Annotated in this window: 13 protein-coding genes; 7 read left to right on the top strand and 6 right to left on the bottom strand. The window is 70.8% G+C overall.

What is annotated here, in order from left to right; all coding sequences use genetic code 11:
* Positions 1-60: 60 nt before the first annotated feature.
* Together ABT147_RS25495 and ABT147_RS25490 are read right to left on the bottom strand one after the other, a co-directional pair.
* Entirely contained in the window at positions 61-1,581 is a 1,521-nt protein-coding gene (locus ABT147_RS25495) for a sensor histidine kinase (RefSeq protein ID WP_351410041.1), read from the bottom strand.
* Positions 1,578-2,267: a response regulator transcription factor gene (locus ABT147_RS25490; RefSeq protein WP_351410039.1), complete on the bottom strand. Its 690-nt coding sequence runs from the start codon at positions 2,265-2,267 to the stop codon at positions 1,578-1,580. Before ABT147_RS25490 ends, ABT147_RS25495 begins: the two co-directional genes overlap by 4 nt.
* Before the next feature lie 147 nt (positions 2,268-2,414).
* Between ABT147_RS25490 and ABT147_RS25485 the strand changes: the two genes are divergently transcribed.
* The 6 genes from ABT147_RS25485 (at position 2,415) to ABT147_RS25460 (ending at position 13,336) form a co-directional block, all read left to right on the top strand.
* On the top strand, positions 2,415-3,758 hold the full coding sequence (locus tag ABT147_RS25485; RefSeq protein ID WP_351410037.1) for a ferredoxin reductase family protein: 1,344 nt from the start codon (positions 2,415-2,417) through the stop codon (positions 3,756-3,758).
* A 27-nt stretch (positions 3,759-3,785) separates the two neighbouring features.
* Positions 3,786-4,511, top strand: a complete 726-nt coding sequence (locus ABT147_RS25480) for an FMN-binding protein (RefSeq protein WP_351410035.1) — start codon at positions 3,786-3,788, stop codon at positions 4,509-4,511.
* A gap of 4 nt (positions 4,512-4,515) precedes the next feature.
* A complete protein-coding gene (locus ABT147_RS25475; protein ID WP_351410033.1) occupies positions 4,516-5,247 on the top strand; it encodes an FAD:protein FMN transferase in 732 nt (243 codons plus the stop codon).
* A 361-nt stretch (positions 5,248-5,608) separates the two neighbouring features.
* Positions 5,609-6,565, top strand: coding sequence for a GNAT family N-acetyltransferase (locus tag ABT147_RS25470; RefSeq protein WP_351410031.1), 957 nt, complete (start codon positions 5,609-5,611; stop codon positions 6,563-6,565).
* Positions 6,566-6,832: 267 nt separating this feature from the next.
* Entirely contained in the window at positions 6,833-12,028 is a 5,196-nt protein-coding gene (locus ABT147_RS25465) for a family 43 glycosylhydrolase (RefSeq protein WP_351410028.1), read from the top strand.
* A gap of 306 nt (positions 12,029-12,334) precedes the next feature.
* Positions 12,335-13,336, top strand: a complete 1,002-nt coding sequence (locus tag ABT147_RS25460; RefSeq protein WP_351410026.1) for an LLM class flavin-dependent oxidoreductase — start codon at positions 12,335-12,337, stop codon at positions 13,334-13,336.
* On the opposite strand, the gene ABT147_RS25455 is transcribed toward ABT147_RS25460, so the two are convergent.
* Complete coding sequence (locus ABT147_RS25455; RefSeq protein WP_351410024.1) at positions 13,300-14,163, bottom strand: lysophospholipid acyltransferase family protein; 864 nt, start codon at positions 14,161-14,163, stop codon at positions 13,300-13,302. The two genes, ABT147_RS25460 and ABT147_RS25455, sit on opposite strands and share 37 nt — an antisense overlap.
* A 4-nt stretch (positions 14,164-14,167) precedes the next feature.
* Positions 14,168-14,938, bottom strand: a complete 771-nt coding sequence (locus tag ABT147_RS25450; RefSeq protein WP_351410022.1) for a GNAT family N-acetyltransferase — start codon at positions 14,936-14,938, stop codon at positions 14,168-14,170.
* 291 nt (positions 14,939-15,229) lie between these two features.
* Here ABT147_RS25450 and ABT147_RS25445 point away from each other — a divergent pair, with 291 nt between their 5' ends.
* Positions 15,230-17,248 carry a hypothetical protein gene (locus ABT147_RS25445; RefSeq protein ID WP_351410020.1) on the top strand — a complete coding sequence of 673 codons (2,019 nt, stop codon included), beginning with the start codon at positions 15,230-15,232 and terminating at the stop codon, positions 17,246-17,248.
* A gap of 204 nt (positions 17,249-17,452) precedes the next feature.
* On the opposite strand, the gene ABT147_RS25440 is transcribed toward ABT147_RS25445, so the two are convergent.
* Positions 17,453-18,202, bottom strand: a complete 750-nt coding sequence (locus ABT147_RS25440; protein ID WP_351410017.1) for a succinate dehydrogenase/fumarate reductase iron-sulfur subunit — start codon at positions 18,200-18,202, stop codon at positions 17,453-17,455.
* A complete protein-coding gene (locus tag ABT147_RS25435; protein WP_351410015.1) occupies positions 18,199-20,157 on the bottom strand; it encodes a fumarate reductase/succinate dehydrogenase flavoprotein subunit in 1,959 nt (652 codons plus the stop codon). The genes ABT147_RS25440 and ABT147_RS25435 overlap by 4 nt, the downstream gene beginning before the upstream one ends.
* Between the last annotated feature and the right edge of the window lies 1 nt (position 20,158).

Raw genomic sequence — 20,158 nt, 5'->3', positions numbered from 1 at the left:
CCGGCCGGAACGCGCGCGGCACGGGAGGGGCCCTCCGCCTTCCTCCCCGGGCGCAGGGCCCTACGCCCCGTCCTCGCCCAACGGCAGGCGCACCGTGAACGTCGTCGTGCCCGGTTCGCCGGCCAGCGTGATGGTGCCGCCGTGGGCCCGGACCAGGGAGCGGGCGACGGCGAGGCCCAGGCCGCTGCCGCCCCGGTCGCGGCTGCGGGCCTTGTCGACGCGGTAGAAGCGGTCGAAGACGCGCTCCTGGTCGTCGGCCGGGATACCGGGCCCGGAGTCGGTGATCCGCACCTCGGCCGTACCGGAGGAGACCTTGGCGGACGCGGCCGTGCCGGAGGCGGCCATGCCGGACGCGGTCGTACCGGACGCATCCGTGCCGGGGGTGACGGACACCTCCAGGCAGACCTTCGTGCCGCGCGGTGTGTGCACGGCGGCGTTGGTGAGGAGGTTGTCGAGGACCTGGCGCAGGCGCAGGGGGTCGAGGCGCAGCCGTACGGGGGCGGGGCCGGTCCGCACGGTCAGCGGATGGTCGGGGTGGCCCGCGCGGAACGCGTCCGCCGCCTGGAGCGCCAGCTCGACCAGGTCGGCCTCCTCCAGCCGCAGCGGGGTCTCCACATCGGCGGCGTCGAGGCGGGCGAGCATCAGCAGGTCGTCCAGCAGGTACCCCATACGGGCGGCCTCGGCGCGCAGCCGGGCCAGGTGCTTGTCGCGTTCCTCGGGGCTGTGCGCGGCGGCGTACTGGAAGAGGTCGGCGTAGCCGCGTACCGACATCAGGGGCGTACGCAGCTCGTGGGAGGCGTCGGCGACGAAGCGGCGCAGGCGCTGTTCGGCCTCGGTGCGGACGGCGAGCGCGTCGTCGATGTGCTCCAGCATGGTGTTGAAGGCGGTGCGCAGCTCCTCGACCTCGGGGCCGCCGTCGCGGTTGTCGTGGCGCACCGGCAGCCGCGCCGAGTCCGTCAGATCGTGCGAGGTGATGCCCCGGGCGGTGTGCGCCATGTCGCTCAGCGGTTTCAGACCGCGCCGCAGCATGGCCCGGCCGAACACCACGAGCGCCATCAGGGCGAGGACGAAGGTGACGACCTGGACCGTGATCAGCTGGCCGACGGTGTCCTCGATGTCGTCCATGGGCGCGGCGCTGACCAGGACCACTCCGGGCTCGACCTCGCAGGCCCGCAGCCGGTACTGGCCCTGGCCCTTGAGGTGCTCGGTGCGGGTGACCTCCTTGCCCTCGACCGTCAGCGCCTTGGCCACGAGGGTGAAGTCGTCGATGTCCTTGGGCAGGTCACCGGGGTCCTCGGGCTTCCGCAGCACCGGGGCGCCGCCCGAGGTGTCGTACACGGCGTAGTACCAGCGGTAGTACTTCTTGCCCTTGAGCGTGCCGTAGTCCGCGATGCTCTTGGACTGGGCGATCTGCGCGATCTTCAGCTGTTCGTTGAGCTGGGCGGACAGATAGTCGCGCATGTACATGGTCAGCGCGCTGCCGACGACGGCGAACACGACGAGCGCCAGGGCGCCGAGGCCGAGGGCCAGCCGGGTGCCGAGGCGCATGTCGCGGTAGCTCTGCCTGAGTCGGGCGATCACTCGGTGGCCAGTCGCAGCACGTAGCCGAAGCCCCGGACGGTGTGGATGAGCGGTTCGCCGGTGTCCTCCAGCTTGCGGCGCAGCCGGCTGACGACCAGCTCGACGACGTTGGAGCGGCCGCCGAAGCCGTACTCCCAGACGTGGTCGAGGATCTGGGCCTTGGTGAGGACGGTCGGGGACTTGCGCATCAGGTAGCGCAGGACCTCGTACTCGGTGGGCGTGAGGGTGAGGAGTTTGTCGCCGCGGCGGACCTCACGGGTGTCCTCGTCCATCGACAGGTCCGCGACCTGGAGCACGGAGCGCTGGAAGGCGGGCCCGGCGCTGCGGCGCAGCACGGTGCGCAGCCGGGCCATCAGCTCCTCCACGGCGAACGGTTTGACCAGGTAGTCGTCGCCGCCCCGGGTGAGTCCCGCGACCCGGTCGGCGACGCCGTCGCGGGCGGTCAGGAACACCACGGGCACCATCGTGCCGGACTGCCGCAGCCGGTCGAGCACGCCGAAGCCGTCCACGCCCGGCAGCATCAGGTCCAGGACCACGATGTCGGGATGGAACGCGGCCGCCTGCCGCAGCGCCTCCTCACCGGAGTGCGCCGTGACGGCGTCCCAGCCCTCGTAGCGGGCGACGGTCGCCACCAGGTCCGCGATCGGCGGGTCGTCGTCCACCACGAGAAGTCGCACTTTTTCCACGTGCTCATACTGCGCTACCGATCGGCGCACGCCATAGCCGCTCACAGTCTGGCAGCCGATCGATAAAAACTTGAAAGTTGTCCGACAGTAAAACGACAGCACTCCCCGGAGAAGCTCGTATCCCCACCCGATCAAGGAGCTCTCCCCGTGACCACTGTCCAACAACCCCCCGCGGCGGTCAGCCGCTCGGGAGCGCGCCCCAAAGTGGTCGCCCGCACCGGTCTGTACACGGTGCTGGCGGCGAACGTGGCCGTGGTGACCTTCTTCTTCGTCCAGGCCGGCTTCGCCTCGAACGCCCTCATCGTGCTGGGCCGCCTGACCGGTCTTTACGGCGCGCTCCTGATGGCGTTCCAGCTGCTGCTGGTGGCCCGGCTGCCGTGGTTCGACCGGCGCATCGGCATGGACCGGCTGACCTCCTGGCACCGCTGGACCGGCTTCTCGGTGCTGTGGCTGCTGGTCGCGCACGGGGTGTTCATCAGCTTCGGCTACGCCCAGTCCTCGGACATGGACCCGCTCAGCCAGCTGGTCGACCTCGCCGAGACCGTCGAGGGCGTGCTGCGCGCGATCGTCGCGCTCGGCATCATCATCGTGATCGGCGTGGTCTCGGCCCGGTACGCCCGGCGCAGGCTGGCCTACGAGACCTGGCACTTCATCCACCTGTACACCTATGTCGCGGTGGTGCTGGCCTTCACGCACCAGGTCGCCGCGGGCACGTCGTTCGCCTCGTCCGAGACCGCGACGGCGTACTGGTACGTGCTGTGGGGCGTGGCCCTGGCCTCGGTGTTCACGGGCCGGCTGGTCCTGCCGCTGTGGCGCAACTGGCGCCACCAGCTCCGTGTCACCGCCGTCGTCCCCGAGGCCGACAACGTCGTGTCCATCTACATGACCGGCCGCGACCTGGACCGGATGCCCGCGCGGGCCGGCCAGTTCTTCCTGTGGCGCTTCCTGACCCGGGACCGCTGGTGGCAGGCCAACCCGTTCTCGCTGTCGGCCGCGCCCGACGGCAGGCAGCTGCGGCTGACCGCGAAGGCGGCCGGCGAGGGCTCCGCCGCCCTGCGGCATGTGAAGGTCGGCACGCGGGTGTTCGCCGAGGGCCCGTACGGCGCCTTCACCGCGATGCACCGCACCCGGCCGGAGTCCGTGCTCATCGCGGGCGGCGTCGGTGTCACCCCGATCCGGGCCCTGCTGGAGGAGATCCAGGGACACGCCGTGGTGATCTACCGGGTGGCCGCGAAGCAGGACGCGGTCCTCTACAACGAGCTCCAGCAGCTCGCCTTCGACAAGGGCGCCGAACTGCACCTGGTCTCCGGCCCCGTCAGCCCCGATCTGCTGGCGCCGCGCGAGCTGCAGCGCATGGTGCCGGACATCACCGACCGGGACGTGTTCCTGTGCGGGCCGCCGCCGATGATGAACGCGGTCCTGGGCAGCCTGCGTGAGCTGGACGTGCCCAAGCCGCAGATCCACTTCGAACGCTTCAGCCTGGCCGGCTGAGGGACACCGGGACACGAGGACAGCACTGTGAAACGAGCCATACCCGCCCTGGTCCTGAGCGCCGCCGCGCTGGTTCCCGTCTGGCGCTACGCCCCCTCGACCGACACGACGTCCACGACGACGACCGTCGAGTCCCCGTCGGACTCGGCGACCGCCGCGGCGGGCTCCACCGTCGTCCCGGGCACGACGGTCGACACCGAGAAGGGTCCCGTCCAGGTCCAGGCGACCTTCCAGGGCGGGAAGATCACCGCCGTCAAGATGCTCCAGCAGCCGGACCATCCGCAGACGGAAGCCGCGGTGCCGGTACTGATCGAGGAGACGCTGGAGGCGCAGAGCGCCGACATCGACACCGTCTCGGGCGCCACCATCACCAGTGACGGCTACCGGGAGTCCCTCCAGGCCGCGATCGACGAGAACGAGAAGTCGGCGTCCTCCTCGTCCGCCTCACCGTCCGCTTCCGCTTCGGAGGGGGCCGGCGCCTCGGACGAGAGCGCGAGCCGGACCGTCGCGGGCCCGACGGTCGCCACCTCCAAGGGCGACGTCCAGGTCCAGGTGACCTTCGAGGGCGAGAAGATCGCCGCCGTGGAGATGCTGAAGCAGCCGAACCACCCGCAGACCGAGGCGGCCGTCCCGGTGCTCATCAAGGAGACGCTGGAGGCGCAGAGCGCCGACATCGACACCGTCTCCGGCGCCACCATCACCAGCGACGGCTACCGGGAGTCCCTCCAGGCCGCGATCGACGCGAAGGCCTGATCCGGTGCGCCGCGTCGAGCACATCATGGGGTTCCCGATCTCGCTGCTGATCGAGGACGACGAGGACGGGGTCACCACCGCCGAGGCCACGGAGCCGGCGTTCGACTGGCTGCGCGAGGTCGACGCCCGGTTCAGCCCGTTCCGCGCCGACAGCGAGGTGTCGCGGCTGGACCGGGGTGAGCTGGCCCCGCACGAGGTCAGCGCGGACCTGGCCGAGGTGCTGGACCTCTGCGAGGAGTACCGGGTTGCTACGGGCGGCGCGTTCGACGTACGGCTGCCGGGGCGCGGGCTCGACCCCTGCGCCATGGTGAAGGGGTGGGCCGTGCAGCGGGCGGCGGAACTGCTGACGGACCTGGGCGCGAAGCGGCTGTGCCTCAACGCGGGGGGCGACGTGGCGGCGACCGGTGGTCCGTGGCGGGTGGGCGTACGCCACCCCGAGCGGGCCGACCGCCTCTGCGTGGTCCTGTCCCTCACGGACGGGGCGGTCGCCACCTCCGCCCGCTACGAGCGCGGCGACCACATCCTCGACGGCCGCACGGGCCGCCCGGCGACGGGTCTGCTGAGCCTCACGGTGGTGGCCCCGTCGTTGACGGAGGCCGACGCGACGGCGACCGCCGCGTTCGCGATGGGCGCCGAAGGGGTTGAGTGGGCCGCGGCCCGGCCTGGCTGCGAGGTCTTCGCGGTCGATGCGCGGCAACGGGTGTTCCGGACGCCGGGGTTGCCTGTGGCGGCGTGAAGGGCGTGAAGGGCGCGTGGGGCTCGGGGGTGCGGAAGGGCGCCTCATGGCTCGGGGTGCGGAAGGGGGCGCCTCATGGGTCGGGGGTGCGGGTTGTTGGGCGACTGCGCGTGGTAGGTGGCTGATCGCGCAGTTCCCCGCGCCCCTGGAGGAGGGCTCCGCCCCCTCCACAACAACTGCGGGCAATCGTGCCGCTGGGGCGGCACGGGTGGGCGCAGGCGGCGCCCTGTAAGCGCCGGAAAGCACCTCCAAGCCCCGGCCAGCCCCGGCGGAGGGCGCCTCTCGTCCCCGGCCCACCACACCCCCCGGCCCCCCGAAATCCCGTTGCGGTCCAACCCCCGGCCCCCCGAAAGTGGGCCCCATGACGACGCACCCCACCCCCCTCCCACCCGGCCTGACCGTGCGCCCGGCGACGCTCGACGACGCGGAGGCGGTGTGCGCGCTGCTCAACGAGATCGACCTGCTGGAGGTAGGCCGCGCCGAGACCGAACTGGTCGAGGTGCAGGCCGACCTGAAGCACCCCGAGGCGGACCTGGAGCGTGACTCCTGGCTGCTGTTCGAGGGGGACCGCCTGGTGGCGTACGGGCTGCTGTGGGACGAGTCCGGCGGCGAACGCGTCGACATGGACCACTACACGCTGCCCGGCCAACTCCTCGGCGCCCTGCATCTGTTCGACCTGATGGAGGCCCGGGCGGCGGAGCGCGCGGCGGCCAACGGCGCGGACCGCGCGGTCGTGCACATGCACCTCAACATCGCGCCGACGATGGACCTGGACGCGCTGCGCGGACGCGGCTGGCGCACGGTCCGCCGCTACAACGTCATGGCCCGCCCGCTCTCCCCCGCCGAGCCGCTGCCGACGCTCCCGCCCGGCGTCACCCTGCGCACCTGTGACACGGAGCCGGACCGCAGGAAGGCCCACGCCCTGCTGCAGACGGCCTTCGCCGAGCACTTCGACTTCCAGCCGCGTACGTACGAGCAGTGGCTGGACGACATCGACGCCGAGAACGTCGACTGGTCGCTGGTCTGGATCGCGCACGTCGACGGTCTCGGTGACGTGGCGGCCCTGCGGTCCCGCAACGACCGTTCCGCCATGGCCTGGATCTCCAGCATCGGCGTCCTGCGCGAGGCCCGGGGCCGTGGTCTCGGCAGTCTGCTGCTCGGCCACACCTTCGGTCACTACGGGGCGCTGGGCCGCGACCGCATCGGCCTCGGCGTCGACACCGACAACAGCACCGGCGCCCTCGCGCTCTACGAACGGCACGGTATGAAGCTGGACTTCGCGGTCGACACCTGGGAATTGATACGCCCGGTGCGGTAGGCGCGGCACCGAACCCCCGTTCTCCTCAGGGAACGGGGGTTTCGTGCGTTTCCGTCCGTTCGACCCGTCGGACATTGTTCGAAACCTCTTGACGCCTCACCACACCCCGATTGACACTCTCGCAACACGACGTCACAAGGCCGAAACAGCGGGGCGCCCAGGGCGAGGGTTTCCCGCCCTTTCGAGCCGCTTCCCGTTGCCGCCTTCTCCTTCCCCCTTGCCTTCGCCACACCTTCATCAGCCGTGCTCTCAGCAGGGATACTCGACATGACGTACATCGCACGTCTGCGCGGCCGCGCGAGACGCTGGGCGGGTCCGCTCGCCGGACTGACCGCCGCGTCACTGCTCCTGGGCCTGGCAGGGCCCGCCGCTCCGGCCGCGGCGGACGACGCCGATCTCACCGACGGCCTGGCCCTCTGGTACAAGCTCGACGCCGCCTCCGGCACCACCGCCACCGACGCCTCCGGCAACGGCCGGGACGGCACGGTGAACGGCACCGCCGGCTGGACGGGCGACGGCCAGGGCCTCGCCTTCAACGGCTCGGACACCTACATCAAGGTGCCGAACGACGTCATGAAGGGCATGGACTCGATCAGCGTCTCCATGGACGTGCTGATGGACGAGTCGCAGGTAGGCCCGTACTTCATCTACGGCTTCGGCAACACCACCAGCGGCGCGGGCAACGGCTACCTCTTCGCCACCGGCAACTCGCTGCGCACCGCCATCGCCTCCGGCAACTGGTCGACCGAGCAGAACACCCGGCCCTCCGACTCGCACAACCTGACCCGCTCGGTGTGGAAGCAGCTCACCTACACCCAGACCGGCAACACGGCCGTGCTGTACGAGGACGGCGTGGAGGTCGGCCGCAACACCTCGGTCAGCATCACCCCGGGGTCGATCGGCTCGGGCACCACCACCGCCAACTACATAGGCAAGTCGGTCTACACCAGCGACAAGCTCTTCAAGGGCAAGATCCGTGACTTCCGGGTCTACAACCGCGCGCTCGCCGGCTCCGAGGTCGAGCAGCTCTCGCTCCCCATCGCCGAAGAGGGCCTCGCCGCCGACAAGGCCGCCCTCAGCCTGGGCGACACCAGCGCGGTGACCGCCGATCTGGACCTGCCGAAGACCGGCACGGCCGGCGGCTCACTCATCAGCTGGGAGAGCGACAACACCGACGTCGTCTCCGACTCCGGCGCGGTGACCCGCCCCGCCGCCGGTCAGCCGGACGGCCACGCCACGCTGACGGCGACCCTGAAGAAGGGTTCCGTGAGCGCCACCAAGACCTTCGAGGTCACGGTCCTGCCCACCTTCGACGACACGACCGCCGTCGAGCAGGCCGCCGAGGCGCTGACCGTGCACAACCTCGACGACGCCCGGGGCAATCTGACGCTCCCTGCCAAGGGCACCTTCGGCACGGAGGTCTCCTGGTCCTCCGCGAACACGGACGTCGTCTCCGCCGAGGGCGTGGTGAACCGTCCCGCGCACGGTGAAGGCGCCACGACGGTCGAACTGACCGCGACCGTCACCAAGGGCGAAGCGAAGAAGACCCGCGCCTTCACCGCGAAGGTGCCGGAGCTGCCCAAGAAGGAAGCCCTCAAGGGCTATATGTTCAGCTACTTCACCGGCGAGGGCACCTCGGACGGCGAGCAGCTCTACGCGGCCCTCAGCAAGGGCAACGACCCGCTGAAGTGGCGGGAGTTGAACGACGGCAAGCCCGTCCTGACCTCCACGCTCGGTGAGAAGGGCCTGCGCGACCCGTTCATCATCCGCTCCCCCGAGGGCGACAAGTTCTACCAGATCGCCACCGACCTGAGGATCTACGGCAACGGCGACTGGGACGCCTCCCAGCGCACCGGCAGCAAGTCCATCATGGTCTGGGAGTCGACCGACCTGGTGAACTGGACGAACCAGCGCCTGGTGAAGGTCTCGCCCGACTCTGCCGGCAACACCTGGGCCCCGGAGGCCTACTACGACGAGGAGCGCGGCGAGTACGTCGTGTTCTGGGCGTCGAAGCTGTACGACAACGAGGCCCACTCCGGCGACACGTACAACCGCATGATGTACGCGACCACCCGTGACTTCTACACCTTCAGCGAGCCCAAGGTCTGGATCGACCGCGGCTACTCGGTCATCGACTCCACGGTCATCCGGCACGACGGCGAGTACTTCCGTCTCTCCAAGGACGAGCGGAACAACAGCTCCTCCACGCCCAACAGCAAGTTCATCTTCGAGGAGAAGAGCGACACGCTGCGCAACCTCTCCTGGACAGCCGTCGCCGAGGGCATCGGCAAGGGCGAGATGAGCGCCGCCGAGGGCCCGTTGGTGTTCAAGTCGAACACCGAGGAGAAGTGGTACGCGTTCCTGGACGAGTTCGGCGGTCGCGGGTACATCCCCTTCGAGACGACGGACCTGGCCTCCGGTGTCTGGACCCCGTCCAGCGACTACGACCTGCCGTCCAAGCCCCGGCACGGCACGGTGCTCCCGGTCACCCAGGCCGAGTACGACCGCCTGCTGAAGACCTACCAGCCGGACGGGATCGTCACGAGCGTCGAGGACGTCGAGGTCGAGACGCGTATCGGTGACGCCCCGGTCCTCCCGGCCACCGTCATCGCGGAGTTCGCGGACGGCGCCAAGCGGCCCGTCGCCGTCACCTGGGAGGATGTGGCCGAGTCGCAGTACGCGCAGGCCGGCACCTTCACGGTGAAGGGCGACGTGGCGGGCGACGCGGCGATCGAGGCCACGGCCGAGGTCACGGTCTCCGCCGAGGGCCCGGACGTCCCGGCCGACCTGCTCCTGCGGTACGGCTTCGACGAGACCGGCGGCAACATCACCCGTGACTCCAGCGGCCACGGCTACCACGGCACCTATGTCCGTACGCCCGACTTCGGCACCGGCGTCGACGGTGGCTCCTTCAAGATGTCCGGCGGCAACAGCGGCTCCAGCTCGCCGTACGTCAAGATCCCGAACGGCGTGCTGAAGAACGCCGACAGCGTCACCGTCTCCACGTACGCGAAGTGGAAGGGCGGCGACAACTGGCAGTGGCTGTTCGGCCTCGGCCCGGACAGCGACAAGTACCTTTTCGCCAGCCCCTCGAACGGTTCCTCGTCGCTCTACTCGGCCATCACGGCGGCGAGTTGGGGCGCGGAGAAGAAGCTGTCGGGCGCGCGGCTCCCCGTCGACAAGTGGCAGCACGTCACCGTCACCGTCGACGGCGGCTCCAAGACGGCGGTCCTCTACGCGGACGGCATCGAGGTGTCCCGCGCCACCGACGTCAGCGTCAAGCCGTCCGACCTGTACGACGCGGACAAGGACTACAGCGGCTACATCGGCCGGTCCATGTACTCCCCCGACCCGTACTTCGGCGGTGAGGTCGACGACTTCCGGATCTACAACCGGGCCCTGACCGCAGCCGAGGTCCTGGAGATCAGCGGCAACACCACGGGCATCGCCAAGGTCACCCACCCGCAGCTGAAGACCGACGCGATCATCGACGACGCCGGCAGCCGCGTCACCCTGCCGATGCAGCCGGGCACCGATCTCACCGAGCTGGCACCGGAGTTCACCCTCGCCCACGGCGCGACGATCAGCCCCGCCTCCGGCAGCGTGCAGAACTTCAGCAAGCCGGTGACGTACGAGGTCACCGGTTCGGACGGCAAGAAGCGCACCTGGACGGTGTCGGCCCGGGAGCTGAAGAGCCCGGTCCTGCCCGGCCTCAACGCGGACCCGAACATCGTCCGCTTCGGTGACACCTTCTACATCTACCCAACCACCGACGGCTTCGAGGGCTGGAGCGGTACGCAGTTCAAGGCGTACTCCTCCAAGGACCTGGTCAACTGGACCGACCACGGCGTCATCCTGGACCTGGGTCCGGACGTCTCCTGGGCGGACAGCAGGGCCTGGGCCCCGGCGATGGAGGAGCGGAACGGCAAGTACTACTTCTACTTCTGCGCCGACGCGAACATCGGTGTCGCGGTCTCCGACTCGCCCACCGGCCCGTTCAAGGACGCGCTCGGCAAACCGCTCCTCAAGGCCGGTGACCACACGGGCCAGATGATCGACCCGGCGGTCTTCACCGACGACGACGGCACCTCGTACCTCTACTGGGGCAACGGCCGCGCCTACGTGGTCCCGCTCAACGACGACATGGTCTCCTTCGACTCCTCGAAGATCACCAACATCACGCCGAGCGGCTACAACGAGGGCACCTTCGTCATCAAGCGCAAGGGCACCTACTACTTCATGTGGTCGGAGAACGACACACGTGACGAGAACTACCGGGTCGCCTACGCCACCGGCTCCTCGCCCACCGGTCCCTGGACAAAGCAGGGCGTGATCCTGGAGAAGGACCTCTCGCTCGGTATCAAGGGCCCCGGCCACCACTCCGTGGTCCACGTCCCGAACACCGACGACTGGTACATCGTCTACCACCGCTTCGCCATCCCCGGCGGTGACGGCACCCACCGCGAAACCACCATCGACAAGCTGGAGTTCGACTCCGCCGGCCTGCTGAAGAAGGTCGTCCCGACCCTGGAGGGCATCGACCCGGTCACCATCGCCCGGGCCGGCGCGGACGCCTCCGGCAAGGAAGGCGACAGGATCCAGCTGAACGGCACGGTCTCCGGCGCGGGTACGCCCAAGTGGACGGCCGAGAAGGACGCACCCTGCGTCTTCGCCGACGCCAAGTCCGCGAAGACCACGGTCACCTGCGCCGACAACGGCACCTACACGGTCACCCTGACCGGCGGCCGCAGCAGCGACACGGCCACCGTCACCGTCACCAACGCGGCCCCGAAGATCAGCTCGGTGACCGGCCCGAAGTCCCCGGTGGCGGCGGGCAAGGGCACCTCGGTCACGGCGAAGTTCACCGACCCGGGCACCCGTGACAAGCACACCTGCAAGGTCGACTGGAAGGACGGCACCAAGCCCACCACCGGCAAGGTCACCACCGGCACCTGCAAGGCCGAGCACACCTACCGCAAGGCCGGCATCTTCCGCCCGGTGATCACCGTCACCGACGACGACGGCGCCTCGGCGAGCAGCACGCTCCCCGAACTGATCGTCTACAACCCGGCCGCCGGTGCCGCGACCGGCAGCAGCAGCTTCACCTCACCCGCCGGGTCCTTCCCGGCAGGCCCGAAGCTCACCGGTACGACGGGCTTCTCCTTCACCGCCAAGTACGGCAAGGGCGCCACCAAGCCGTCCGGCAAGGCCGCGCTCGACTTCGCCAAGGCCAAGCTGAAGTTCCGCTCCACCGGCTCCGACTGGCTAGTGATCACCGGCTCCAAGGCCGTCTACCAGGGCTCCGGCACGGTCAACGGCAAGACCGGCTACGCCTTCCGCATCACCGCCACGGACGGCCCGGACACCTTCAAGATCAAGATCTGGAAGAAGTCCACGGGGGTGGTGGTCTACGAGAACAAGACGGCCGCGAAGACGAAGGGAATCGCTGTCGGCCGTAAGTAAGCGACCCCAACACCGAGCGGCGTCCGGACAATTCCGGGCGCCGCTCGGCGTTGGTGGGGGGCGCGCGGTCATCCGCGGGCCCGGTGGGACTTCTCGCGCAGTTCCCCGCGCCCCTGAAAAGCAGGGGCTACGCCCCGTGCTTTTCAGGCCCGCAGCCCCGTCGCCTTTCAGGCCGGCGGGGTCGCGGTCTTTCAGGCCCGCAGGGGTCTGAATCTTTAGGGGCGCGGGGAACTGCGCGAGAAGCCCCACGCACCCGCAGCCCGCGACGTCAGGGAATCCCCCCACCCCCAGAGCGTTGAACCCCATATGACCCCGGCCCTCTCCTCCATCCGCCTCTCCGTCCTCGACCGCTCCCGCACCCGCGAGGGCCACCCCACCCCCGAGGCCCTCCAGAACACCGTGCGGCTGGCCCAGCACACGGAGCGCCTCGGCTACCACCGCTTCTGGGTCGCGGAACACCACGGCGTACCCGGCGTAGCCGGCTCCGCCCCCACCGTCCTGGCGGCGGCCATCGCCGCGGCCACGCACACGATCCGGGTAGGCACCGGCGGCGTCATGCTCCCCAACCACCGCCCCCTGGTCGTCGCGGAGCAGTTCGGCGTCCTTGAGTCCCTGTTCCCGGGCCGGATCGACATGGGCCTCGGCCGTTCCGTCGGCTTCACGGACGGCGTACGCAAGGCGCTGGGCCGGGACAAGGACGACGCCGAGGACTTCGCGGGCCAGCTGGAGGAGCTGCTCGGCTGGTTCCGGGGCACCTCCCCGACGGGGGTGCGCGCCCGCCCGGCGGAGGGCCTGGCCGTACCCCCGTTCGTGCTCGCGATGGGCGAGGGCGCCGACATCGCCGCGCGGGCGGGCCTGCCGATGGTGATCGGCGACCTCCGCGACCGCGACCGGATGCGGCGCGGCATCGACCGCTACCGCGCCGGGTTCCGCCCGTCCGCCTGGGCCGAGGAGCCGTACGTCGTCGTCTCCGGCACGGTCGCCGTCGCCGACACCCCGGAGCAGGCCCGCCGGATCCTCCTCCCGGAGGCCTGGGCCATGGCGTACTCCCGCACCCACGGCACGTTCCCGCCGCTCGCCCCGGCGGAGGAGGTCGAGCGGCGGACGATGACGGCCAGGGAGCGGGACTTCTACGAGTCCGGGCTGACCGGCCAGGTGTACGGCACCGAGGAGCAGGTCGCGCACGAACTGGAGTCGGTGGTCAAGGAGACGGGCGCCCAGGAGATCCTGGTCACGACGAGCACGTACGACCGCGAGGCACTGCTGGACTCCTACCGGAGGCTGGCCCGGATCGCGGGCCTCGGCTGAAGCCGCGCTCCCCCGGCGCCCGCGTCCGGCACATGCTCGACCATCGCCGCCACGTCGATCACCGCCGCCTGCGCGGCCCCCGCGAGGGCCCGCCGGTCGAGGTGGTCGGCCGGGGCGATGACGGGCCGTGCGTCCACCTCGGCGACGACACCGCGTGCCGACACGACCCGCCACACCGAGGCGAGCAGCGAGTCGTCCCCGACGTAGGCGGGCGCGGTGCTGGCCCCGCCCTCGGTGAACCGGTAGCGGACCCGCACCGGCTGCACGGGCACGCCGGCGTCGAGCGCGGCCTGGAACACGGCCCGCCGGAAGCGGCCCTGGGCGCGGCCGCACCAGGTGCTCCCCTCGGGGAAGGCGACGACGGCCGCACCACCGCGCAGGGCGCCCGCGATGCGCGCGACCGTCTCCGGGAGCGCGCGGATCCGGTCCCGTTCGATGAACAGCACCCCGCTCCGCGCGACGAGGGCGCCGGCCACCGGCCACCCGCGGATGTCCGACTTGGCGAGCATCCGCGCGGGACGGACCGCGCCGAGCAGCGGGATGTCCAGCCAGGAGACATGGTTGGCGACGAGCAGCAGTCCGCCGGTGGGCGGGGCGGCGCCGGAGATCCGTACCCGGACCCCCGAGGCCCGTACGGTCCACCGGCACCACCGTCGTACGACGCCGGCCGGCAGCCGCAGACCGACGAGGCTCACCAGGACGCCGAGGAGGACCAGGGCCACGACCGCCGCGAACCGCGCGACGGCCCGGGGCACCGCGGCGGCCTGCCGGCTCGCCTCCACGCACGTCCGCGGGCTGCAGGGCGCGCTGGGCAGCCACACGCTCATCGGGTCACGCCGCCGGTACGAGGGAGAGGAAGTGGCGCAGGTAGCGGGCGTTGATCCGGCGCATCGACAGCAGCACGTACATGTCCGCGACACCGAAGTCCGGGTCGTGCGCGGGCTCGCCGCAGACCCAGGCGCCGAGCCGCAGATAGCCGCGCAGCAGCGGAGGCAGTTCCGTACGGTCGGCCGGGGCCTCGGCCTTGGGGACCCAGGGCAGCAGCGGCCGTACCCGGAACTCCTCCGGCGCCAGGTTCTTGGTCCGCACCCGGTCCCAGGTGCCCGCGGCGAGGGCGCCGCCGTCGGCGAGCGGGATGGAGCAGCAGCCGGCCAGCCACTCGTGGCCGCCCTGGACCATGTAGCGGGCGATCCCGGCCCAGATCAGGCTGATGACCGCGCCGTCGCGGTGGTCGGGGTGCACGCAGGACCGGCCGACCTCCACCAGCGAGGGGCGGATCGCGTCGAGCGCGCCGAGGTCGAACTCGCCCTCCGAGTACAGTCGTCCGGCGACCGAGGCCCGCTCGGGCGGCAGCAGCCGGTAGGTGCCGACGACCTGTCCGGTGAGGGTGTCCCGGACGAGCAGGTGGTCGCAGTAGGCGTCGAAGGGGTCGACGTCCAGCCCCGGCTGCGGCGACGCCAGCAGGGCGCCCATCTCCCCGGCGAACACGTCGTGGCGCAGCCTCTGGGCGGCGCGGACGTCCTCCTCGCTGCGGGCCAGGGTGACGGTGTAGCGAGTGGGGGCCGTCGACTGGGGCGGGCTGTCGAGGGTGGAGGCGGTCATGTCATCTCCTGGTCACGGGCCGACTCGGCGGCGTCAGGGGCGGACCTGGGGACGTGCGGTCCGCCGCCCTAGTTCTTCCGACGCCGACTGACACTCGCGTGACCGGTTGCGAGAGCCAGGATGTGCGGAGGTTGAACGGCTCGGACCAGGTGTCCGGGGCGTCCGACTCCGTCGACGGGCGGGTGTCGCGGCGGTGACCGGCGGACGGCGGTGACCGGCCCGTGACCGGGGGCAACCTCCGGGCCGGGAAATCCGTCTCCTTGACGGACTGATCGACGAACGGGGTGACGGGTGGCGGAGCTGTCGGCGGAGGCACTGGACGGGGTGCCGTGGGACCGGCTGGAGGCGATCGATCCGAAGGTCTCGCCCAAGGAAGTACGCCGGGTGCTGTCCCGGTTGTTCCGCAAGGGACCGGAGTCGACGGAGGACGACTGCCGGCCGCTGTTCGACAACCTGGGGGCAGCGGTGCTCGGCGTCTCCTCGACCGCCACGGCCGCCCTGCCGTTCGTCGTCGCGCTCGCCGCCGATCCCCGGACGGGCGCCCGCGCGACCCTCGTGGAACTGCTCGCGTTCCTGTCCCAGGTGCCGGAGACGACTCCGCCCGAACTGGTCGACCCGGGCTGGCCCGAGGCATGGCGCCACGCCCACCGGGCGGTACAGCTCCTGCTCGCCGACCCCGATCCGGTGGTTCGCCGGCAGGCCGTCCCGCTGGCGGACGGTCCCGGTCGGCTCCTGGAGCGGTGGCGGACCGAGCGGGACCTCTCGGTCCGGCTGCCGGTGCTGTTCGAGCTGGGCCGTCTCGCGGCGGCCCCCGGCGCCGGGACCACGACGGTCACCGAGACCCGGGCCGTCCTCGACGCCTCGCTGGAGGACCCCGACCCCGTCCTTCGGGTCGCGGCCGTGGTGGTCTACGCGGACCTGGACACCGAGGTACCGGTCCGCGAGCTGGATCCGCTGGTGGAGGCGCTCGCCGACCCCACCGCGCGGTCGCGTTGGGAGACCCTCTGGTACGAGCGGGACCACGACTACCCGCGCGACCGTGAGGGCGTCGCGCACGGGACGGCCGCCCTGTTCGACGACACACCCGCCCAGCAGTTGGGGTTCCTGAGCCGGCTGTCCTCGGCGCTGCGCCCCGGCGAGGACGCCGATCTGTGGCGGGCCGTGCTGGACCGCTGCCTCCTGCTGCTGGTCGCCCGCCGGTCGGTGGAACCCACGGTGCTGCGGCTCGCGGGCGGCGTGCTGCATCACCCGGACCCCTCCGTACGCGTCAGGGCGGCCCACCTCCTCGGCATCCTGGGCCCCCGGGCCACGGCGTACGCCGACCAACTGGCCGGTCTGCTGGACGACTCGGCCGAGGTGGAGTTCCTGGAGGGCGCCGTCGCCGAACACGCCTGCTGGGCGCTGACCCGGATGGACGATCCACGGGCGCTGCCCGGCCTGGTCGACCGGCTCTGCGCACCGTTCCGCGAGGAGTACAGCCGCGGCTACAGCAGTGGCGAACCCCGCCGCCCCGAGATCGTGGACGTCCTGGCCCCGCTCCGGGCCCACGCCGACGTCCTCCTGCCGTCGATACGGGAGGAACTCCGCCGCGACCTGACCGACCCCGACGCACACGGCGCCCTGACATCCGACTTCCTGGCGACCCTCAAAGCCTGGGAGACGGACGCACTACCGGCCCTGCCGGAGATCACGGCCTACGTGACCGACCGCTTCCGCCGGCACGACGCCACCGAGGCCCTGGTGGCCATGGGCCCGGCCGCCGCCTCCGCCGCACCCGCCCTGCGCGAGCGCCTGTCCCTCGAACCTCCGGGCAACCACCCGTGGCTGCACTGGGCCCTGTGGCGCGTCGGCGGCGCCGACCCGGCCGAGGCACTGCGGGCCGTCGGCGAAACCCTGCCGGCCGAAGGTGAGGAGCCCCTCATCGGCATGGTCGGCCGTCTCGCCGACTTCGGCGCCGAGGCCGCACCGTACACGGACCGGGTGCGCCACGCCCTGGACACCGGCGAGGGCTGGACGAGAGTGCAGGCGGCGATCGCCCTCTGGTCGATCACGGGCGAGGCCGAGACCGCCCTGCCGGTTCTGGAGGAGGAGATCCTGGCGTTCGCCGCCGGTGGCGAGTGGTACGGCACGTTCCACGACGCGCTACGGGCGTTCATCCGCTTCGACACCCTCACCCCCGCGGTCGAGACGGCCCTGCGCACCCTCCGCGACCAGGACCGCCGCCTCTCGCCGCGCGCCGACTACCAGGCGATCCTCCAGGACGAGCAGATCCGCGCCCTGATGGACGAGGCGCTGGCCATCCGCTCCTAGGCCACTCCTAGGCCCTGTCGGGGCCCCCGAGGAACCTTGGCGGGACCGGAAATGAGCACCACTCCGGCCCCGCCCGTCCGCACGGGTCGGCGAACGTTCACATGTGATCAGGGGCCCGCTGCAGCGCGCCCCAAAGGGGCGCGGGGAACCGCGCGACCAGCCACATAGGGCCCGCACCCCGAAAGCAGCAACTCCCCTACGGCGCTACCGCTTCCCGGCCCGACGCGCAGCCCGCAGCCACTCCTTGTTCATCCCGGTGATGGACACCAACGGAATCCCCTTGGGGCAAGCCGTGGCGCACTCCCCCGCCAGCGTGCACCCCCCGAACCCCTCCTCGTCCATCTGCTCCACCATGTCCAGCACCCGCGTCTCCCGCTCGGGCGCCCCCTGCGGCAGCACATTCAGATGGTTGATCTTGGCCGAGGTGAACAACATCGCCGCCCCGTTCGGACACGCGGCCACGCAAGCCCCGCACCCGATGCACTCCGCGTGCTCGAACGCGAAGTCCGCGTCCGGCTTCGGCACAGCGGTCGCATGCGCCTCAGGCGCCGCCCCCGTAGGCGCCGTGATGTACCCCCCGGCCTGGATGATCCGGTCGAACGCCGACCGGTCCACCACCAGGTCCTTGATCACCGGAAACGCCGACGCCCGCCACGGCTCCACATCGATCGTGTCGCCGTCCGAGAAGGACCGCATGTGCAGCTGACAGGTCGTCGTCCGCTCCGGCCCGTGCGCGTCCCCGTTGATGACCAGCGAGCACGCCCCGCAGATCCCCTCGCGGCAGTCGTGGTCGAAGGCCACCGGGTCCTCACCGCGCAGGATGAGTTCCTCGTTGAGCGTGTCGAGCATCTCCAGGAAGGACATGTCGGGCGAGATGTCGTCCACCTCGTACGTGGACATGGCGCCGTCGGCGTCGGCGGCCCGCTGCCGCCAGACGCGCAGGGTGAGCTTCATGCGTAGCTCCGCTGGGTGGGGTGGACGTACTCGAAGACCAGGTCTTCCTTGTGCAGCACGGGCGCCGTACCGGTGCCCGTGAACTCCCAGGCGGCGGCGTACGAGAACTCCTCGTCCCGGCGCTCCGCCTCGCCGTCGGCCGTCTGGGACTCCTCACGGAAGTGACCGCCGCAGGACTCGGCGCGGTGCAGCGCGTCGAGGCACATCAGCTCGGCGAGTTCGAGGTAGTCGACGATCCGGTTGGCCTTCTCCAGGGACTGGTTGAACTCCTCGCCCGTGCCCGGGACCTTGATCCGCCGCCAGAACTCCTCGCGGATCTGCGGAATCCGCTCCAGGGCCTTCCGCAGGCCGCTGTCGGTGCGGGCCATGCCGCAGAACTCCCACATCAGTTCGCCGAGTTCGCGGTGGAAGGAGTCGGGCGTACGGTCGCCGTCGACGGCGAGCAGCAGGTTCAGCCGGTCCTCGGTCTCGGCCAACACCTCCTGCACGACGGGGTGTTCGCGCCCGATCTCCCCCTGCTTCGGATGCCGGGCGAGATAGTCGTTGATGGTGGCCGGCAGTACGAAGTACCCGTCGGCGAGGCCCTGCATCAGCGCGGACGCGCCGAGCCGGTTGGCCCCGTGGTCGGAGAAGTTGGCCTCACCGATCGCGAACAGGCCGGGGACGGTGGTCTGGAGGTCGTAGTCCACCCACAGCCCGCCCATCGTGTAGTGGACGGCCGGGTAGATCCGCATCGGTACCTCGTACGGATCCTCGTCGGTGATCCGCTGGTACATGTCGAAGAGGTTGCCGTACTTGGCCTCGACGGCTTTCCGGCCCATCCGCCGGATGGCGTCGGCGAAGTCCAGATAGACGCCCTGCCCGCCCGGCCCGACGCCCCGCCCCTCGTCGCAGACGTTCTTCGCGGCCCGGGAGGCGATGTCACGCGGCACCAGGTTGCCGAAGGAGGGGTAGATCCGCTCCAGGTAGTAGTCGCGCTCGTCCTCGGGGATCTTGTTCGCCGGGCGGGTGTCACCTTGGGCCTTCGGTACCCAGATCCGCCCGTCGTTGCGCAGCGACTCGCTCATCAGCGTCAGTTTGGACTGGTGGTCGCCGGTGCGCGGGATGCACGTCGGATGGATCTGTGTGAAGCACGGATTGGCGAACAACGCGCCCCGCCGATGCGCCCGCCAGACAGCCGTGGCGTTCGAGTTCATGGCGTTGGTCGAGAGGTAGAAGACGTTCCCGTACCCACCGCTCGCCAGCACCACGGCATCGGCGAAGTACGTGTCGATACGACCGGTGATCAGATCCCGCGCCACGATCCCGCGCGCCCGCCCGTCGATCACGATCAGGTCGAGCATCTCGGTCCGCGGGTGCATCTCCACGTTCCCGGCGGCGATCTGCCTGCTGAGGGCCTGGTACGCGCCGAGCAGCAACTGCTGTCCCGTCTGGCCCCGGGCGTAGAAGGTCCGCGACACCTGTACGCCGCCGAAGGAGCGGGTGTCGAGCAGACCCCCGTACTCCCGTGCGAAGGGCACGCCTTGCGCCACGCACTGATCGATGATCTCCACCGAAATCTGGGCGAGGCGATGAACGTTCGACTCCCGCGCCCGGAAGTCGCCGCCCTTGACGGTGTCGTAGAACAGCCGGTGGACCGAGTCGCCGTCGTTGCGGTAGTTCTTCGCGGCGTTGATGCCGCCCTGCGCGGCGATGGAGTGGGCCCGGCGCGGGGAGTCCTGGTAGCAGAACTGGACGACGTGGTAGCCCTGTTCGGCGAGCGTGGCGCCGGCCGAGCCGCCCGCCAGCCCCGTGCCGACGACGATCACCGTGTGCTTGCGCCGGTTGGCGGGGTTGACCAGCTTGGCCTCGAAACGCCGCTTGTCCCAGCGCTCGGCGACCGGGCCCTCGGGCGCCTTGCCGTCGACGACCGGTTCGCCGGTCACATAGTCCGCGTACTCGGAGGACGTACTCATG

It is taken from the genome of Streptomyces sp. NPDC001868, from assembly GCF_040297125.1.
GTDB lineage: Bacteria > Actinomycetota > Actinomycetes > Streptomycetales > Streptomycetaceae > Streptomyces.
Note: the sequence above shows the minus strand (reverse complement) of the source record. Positions and strands in the feature narration are given on the sequence as shown.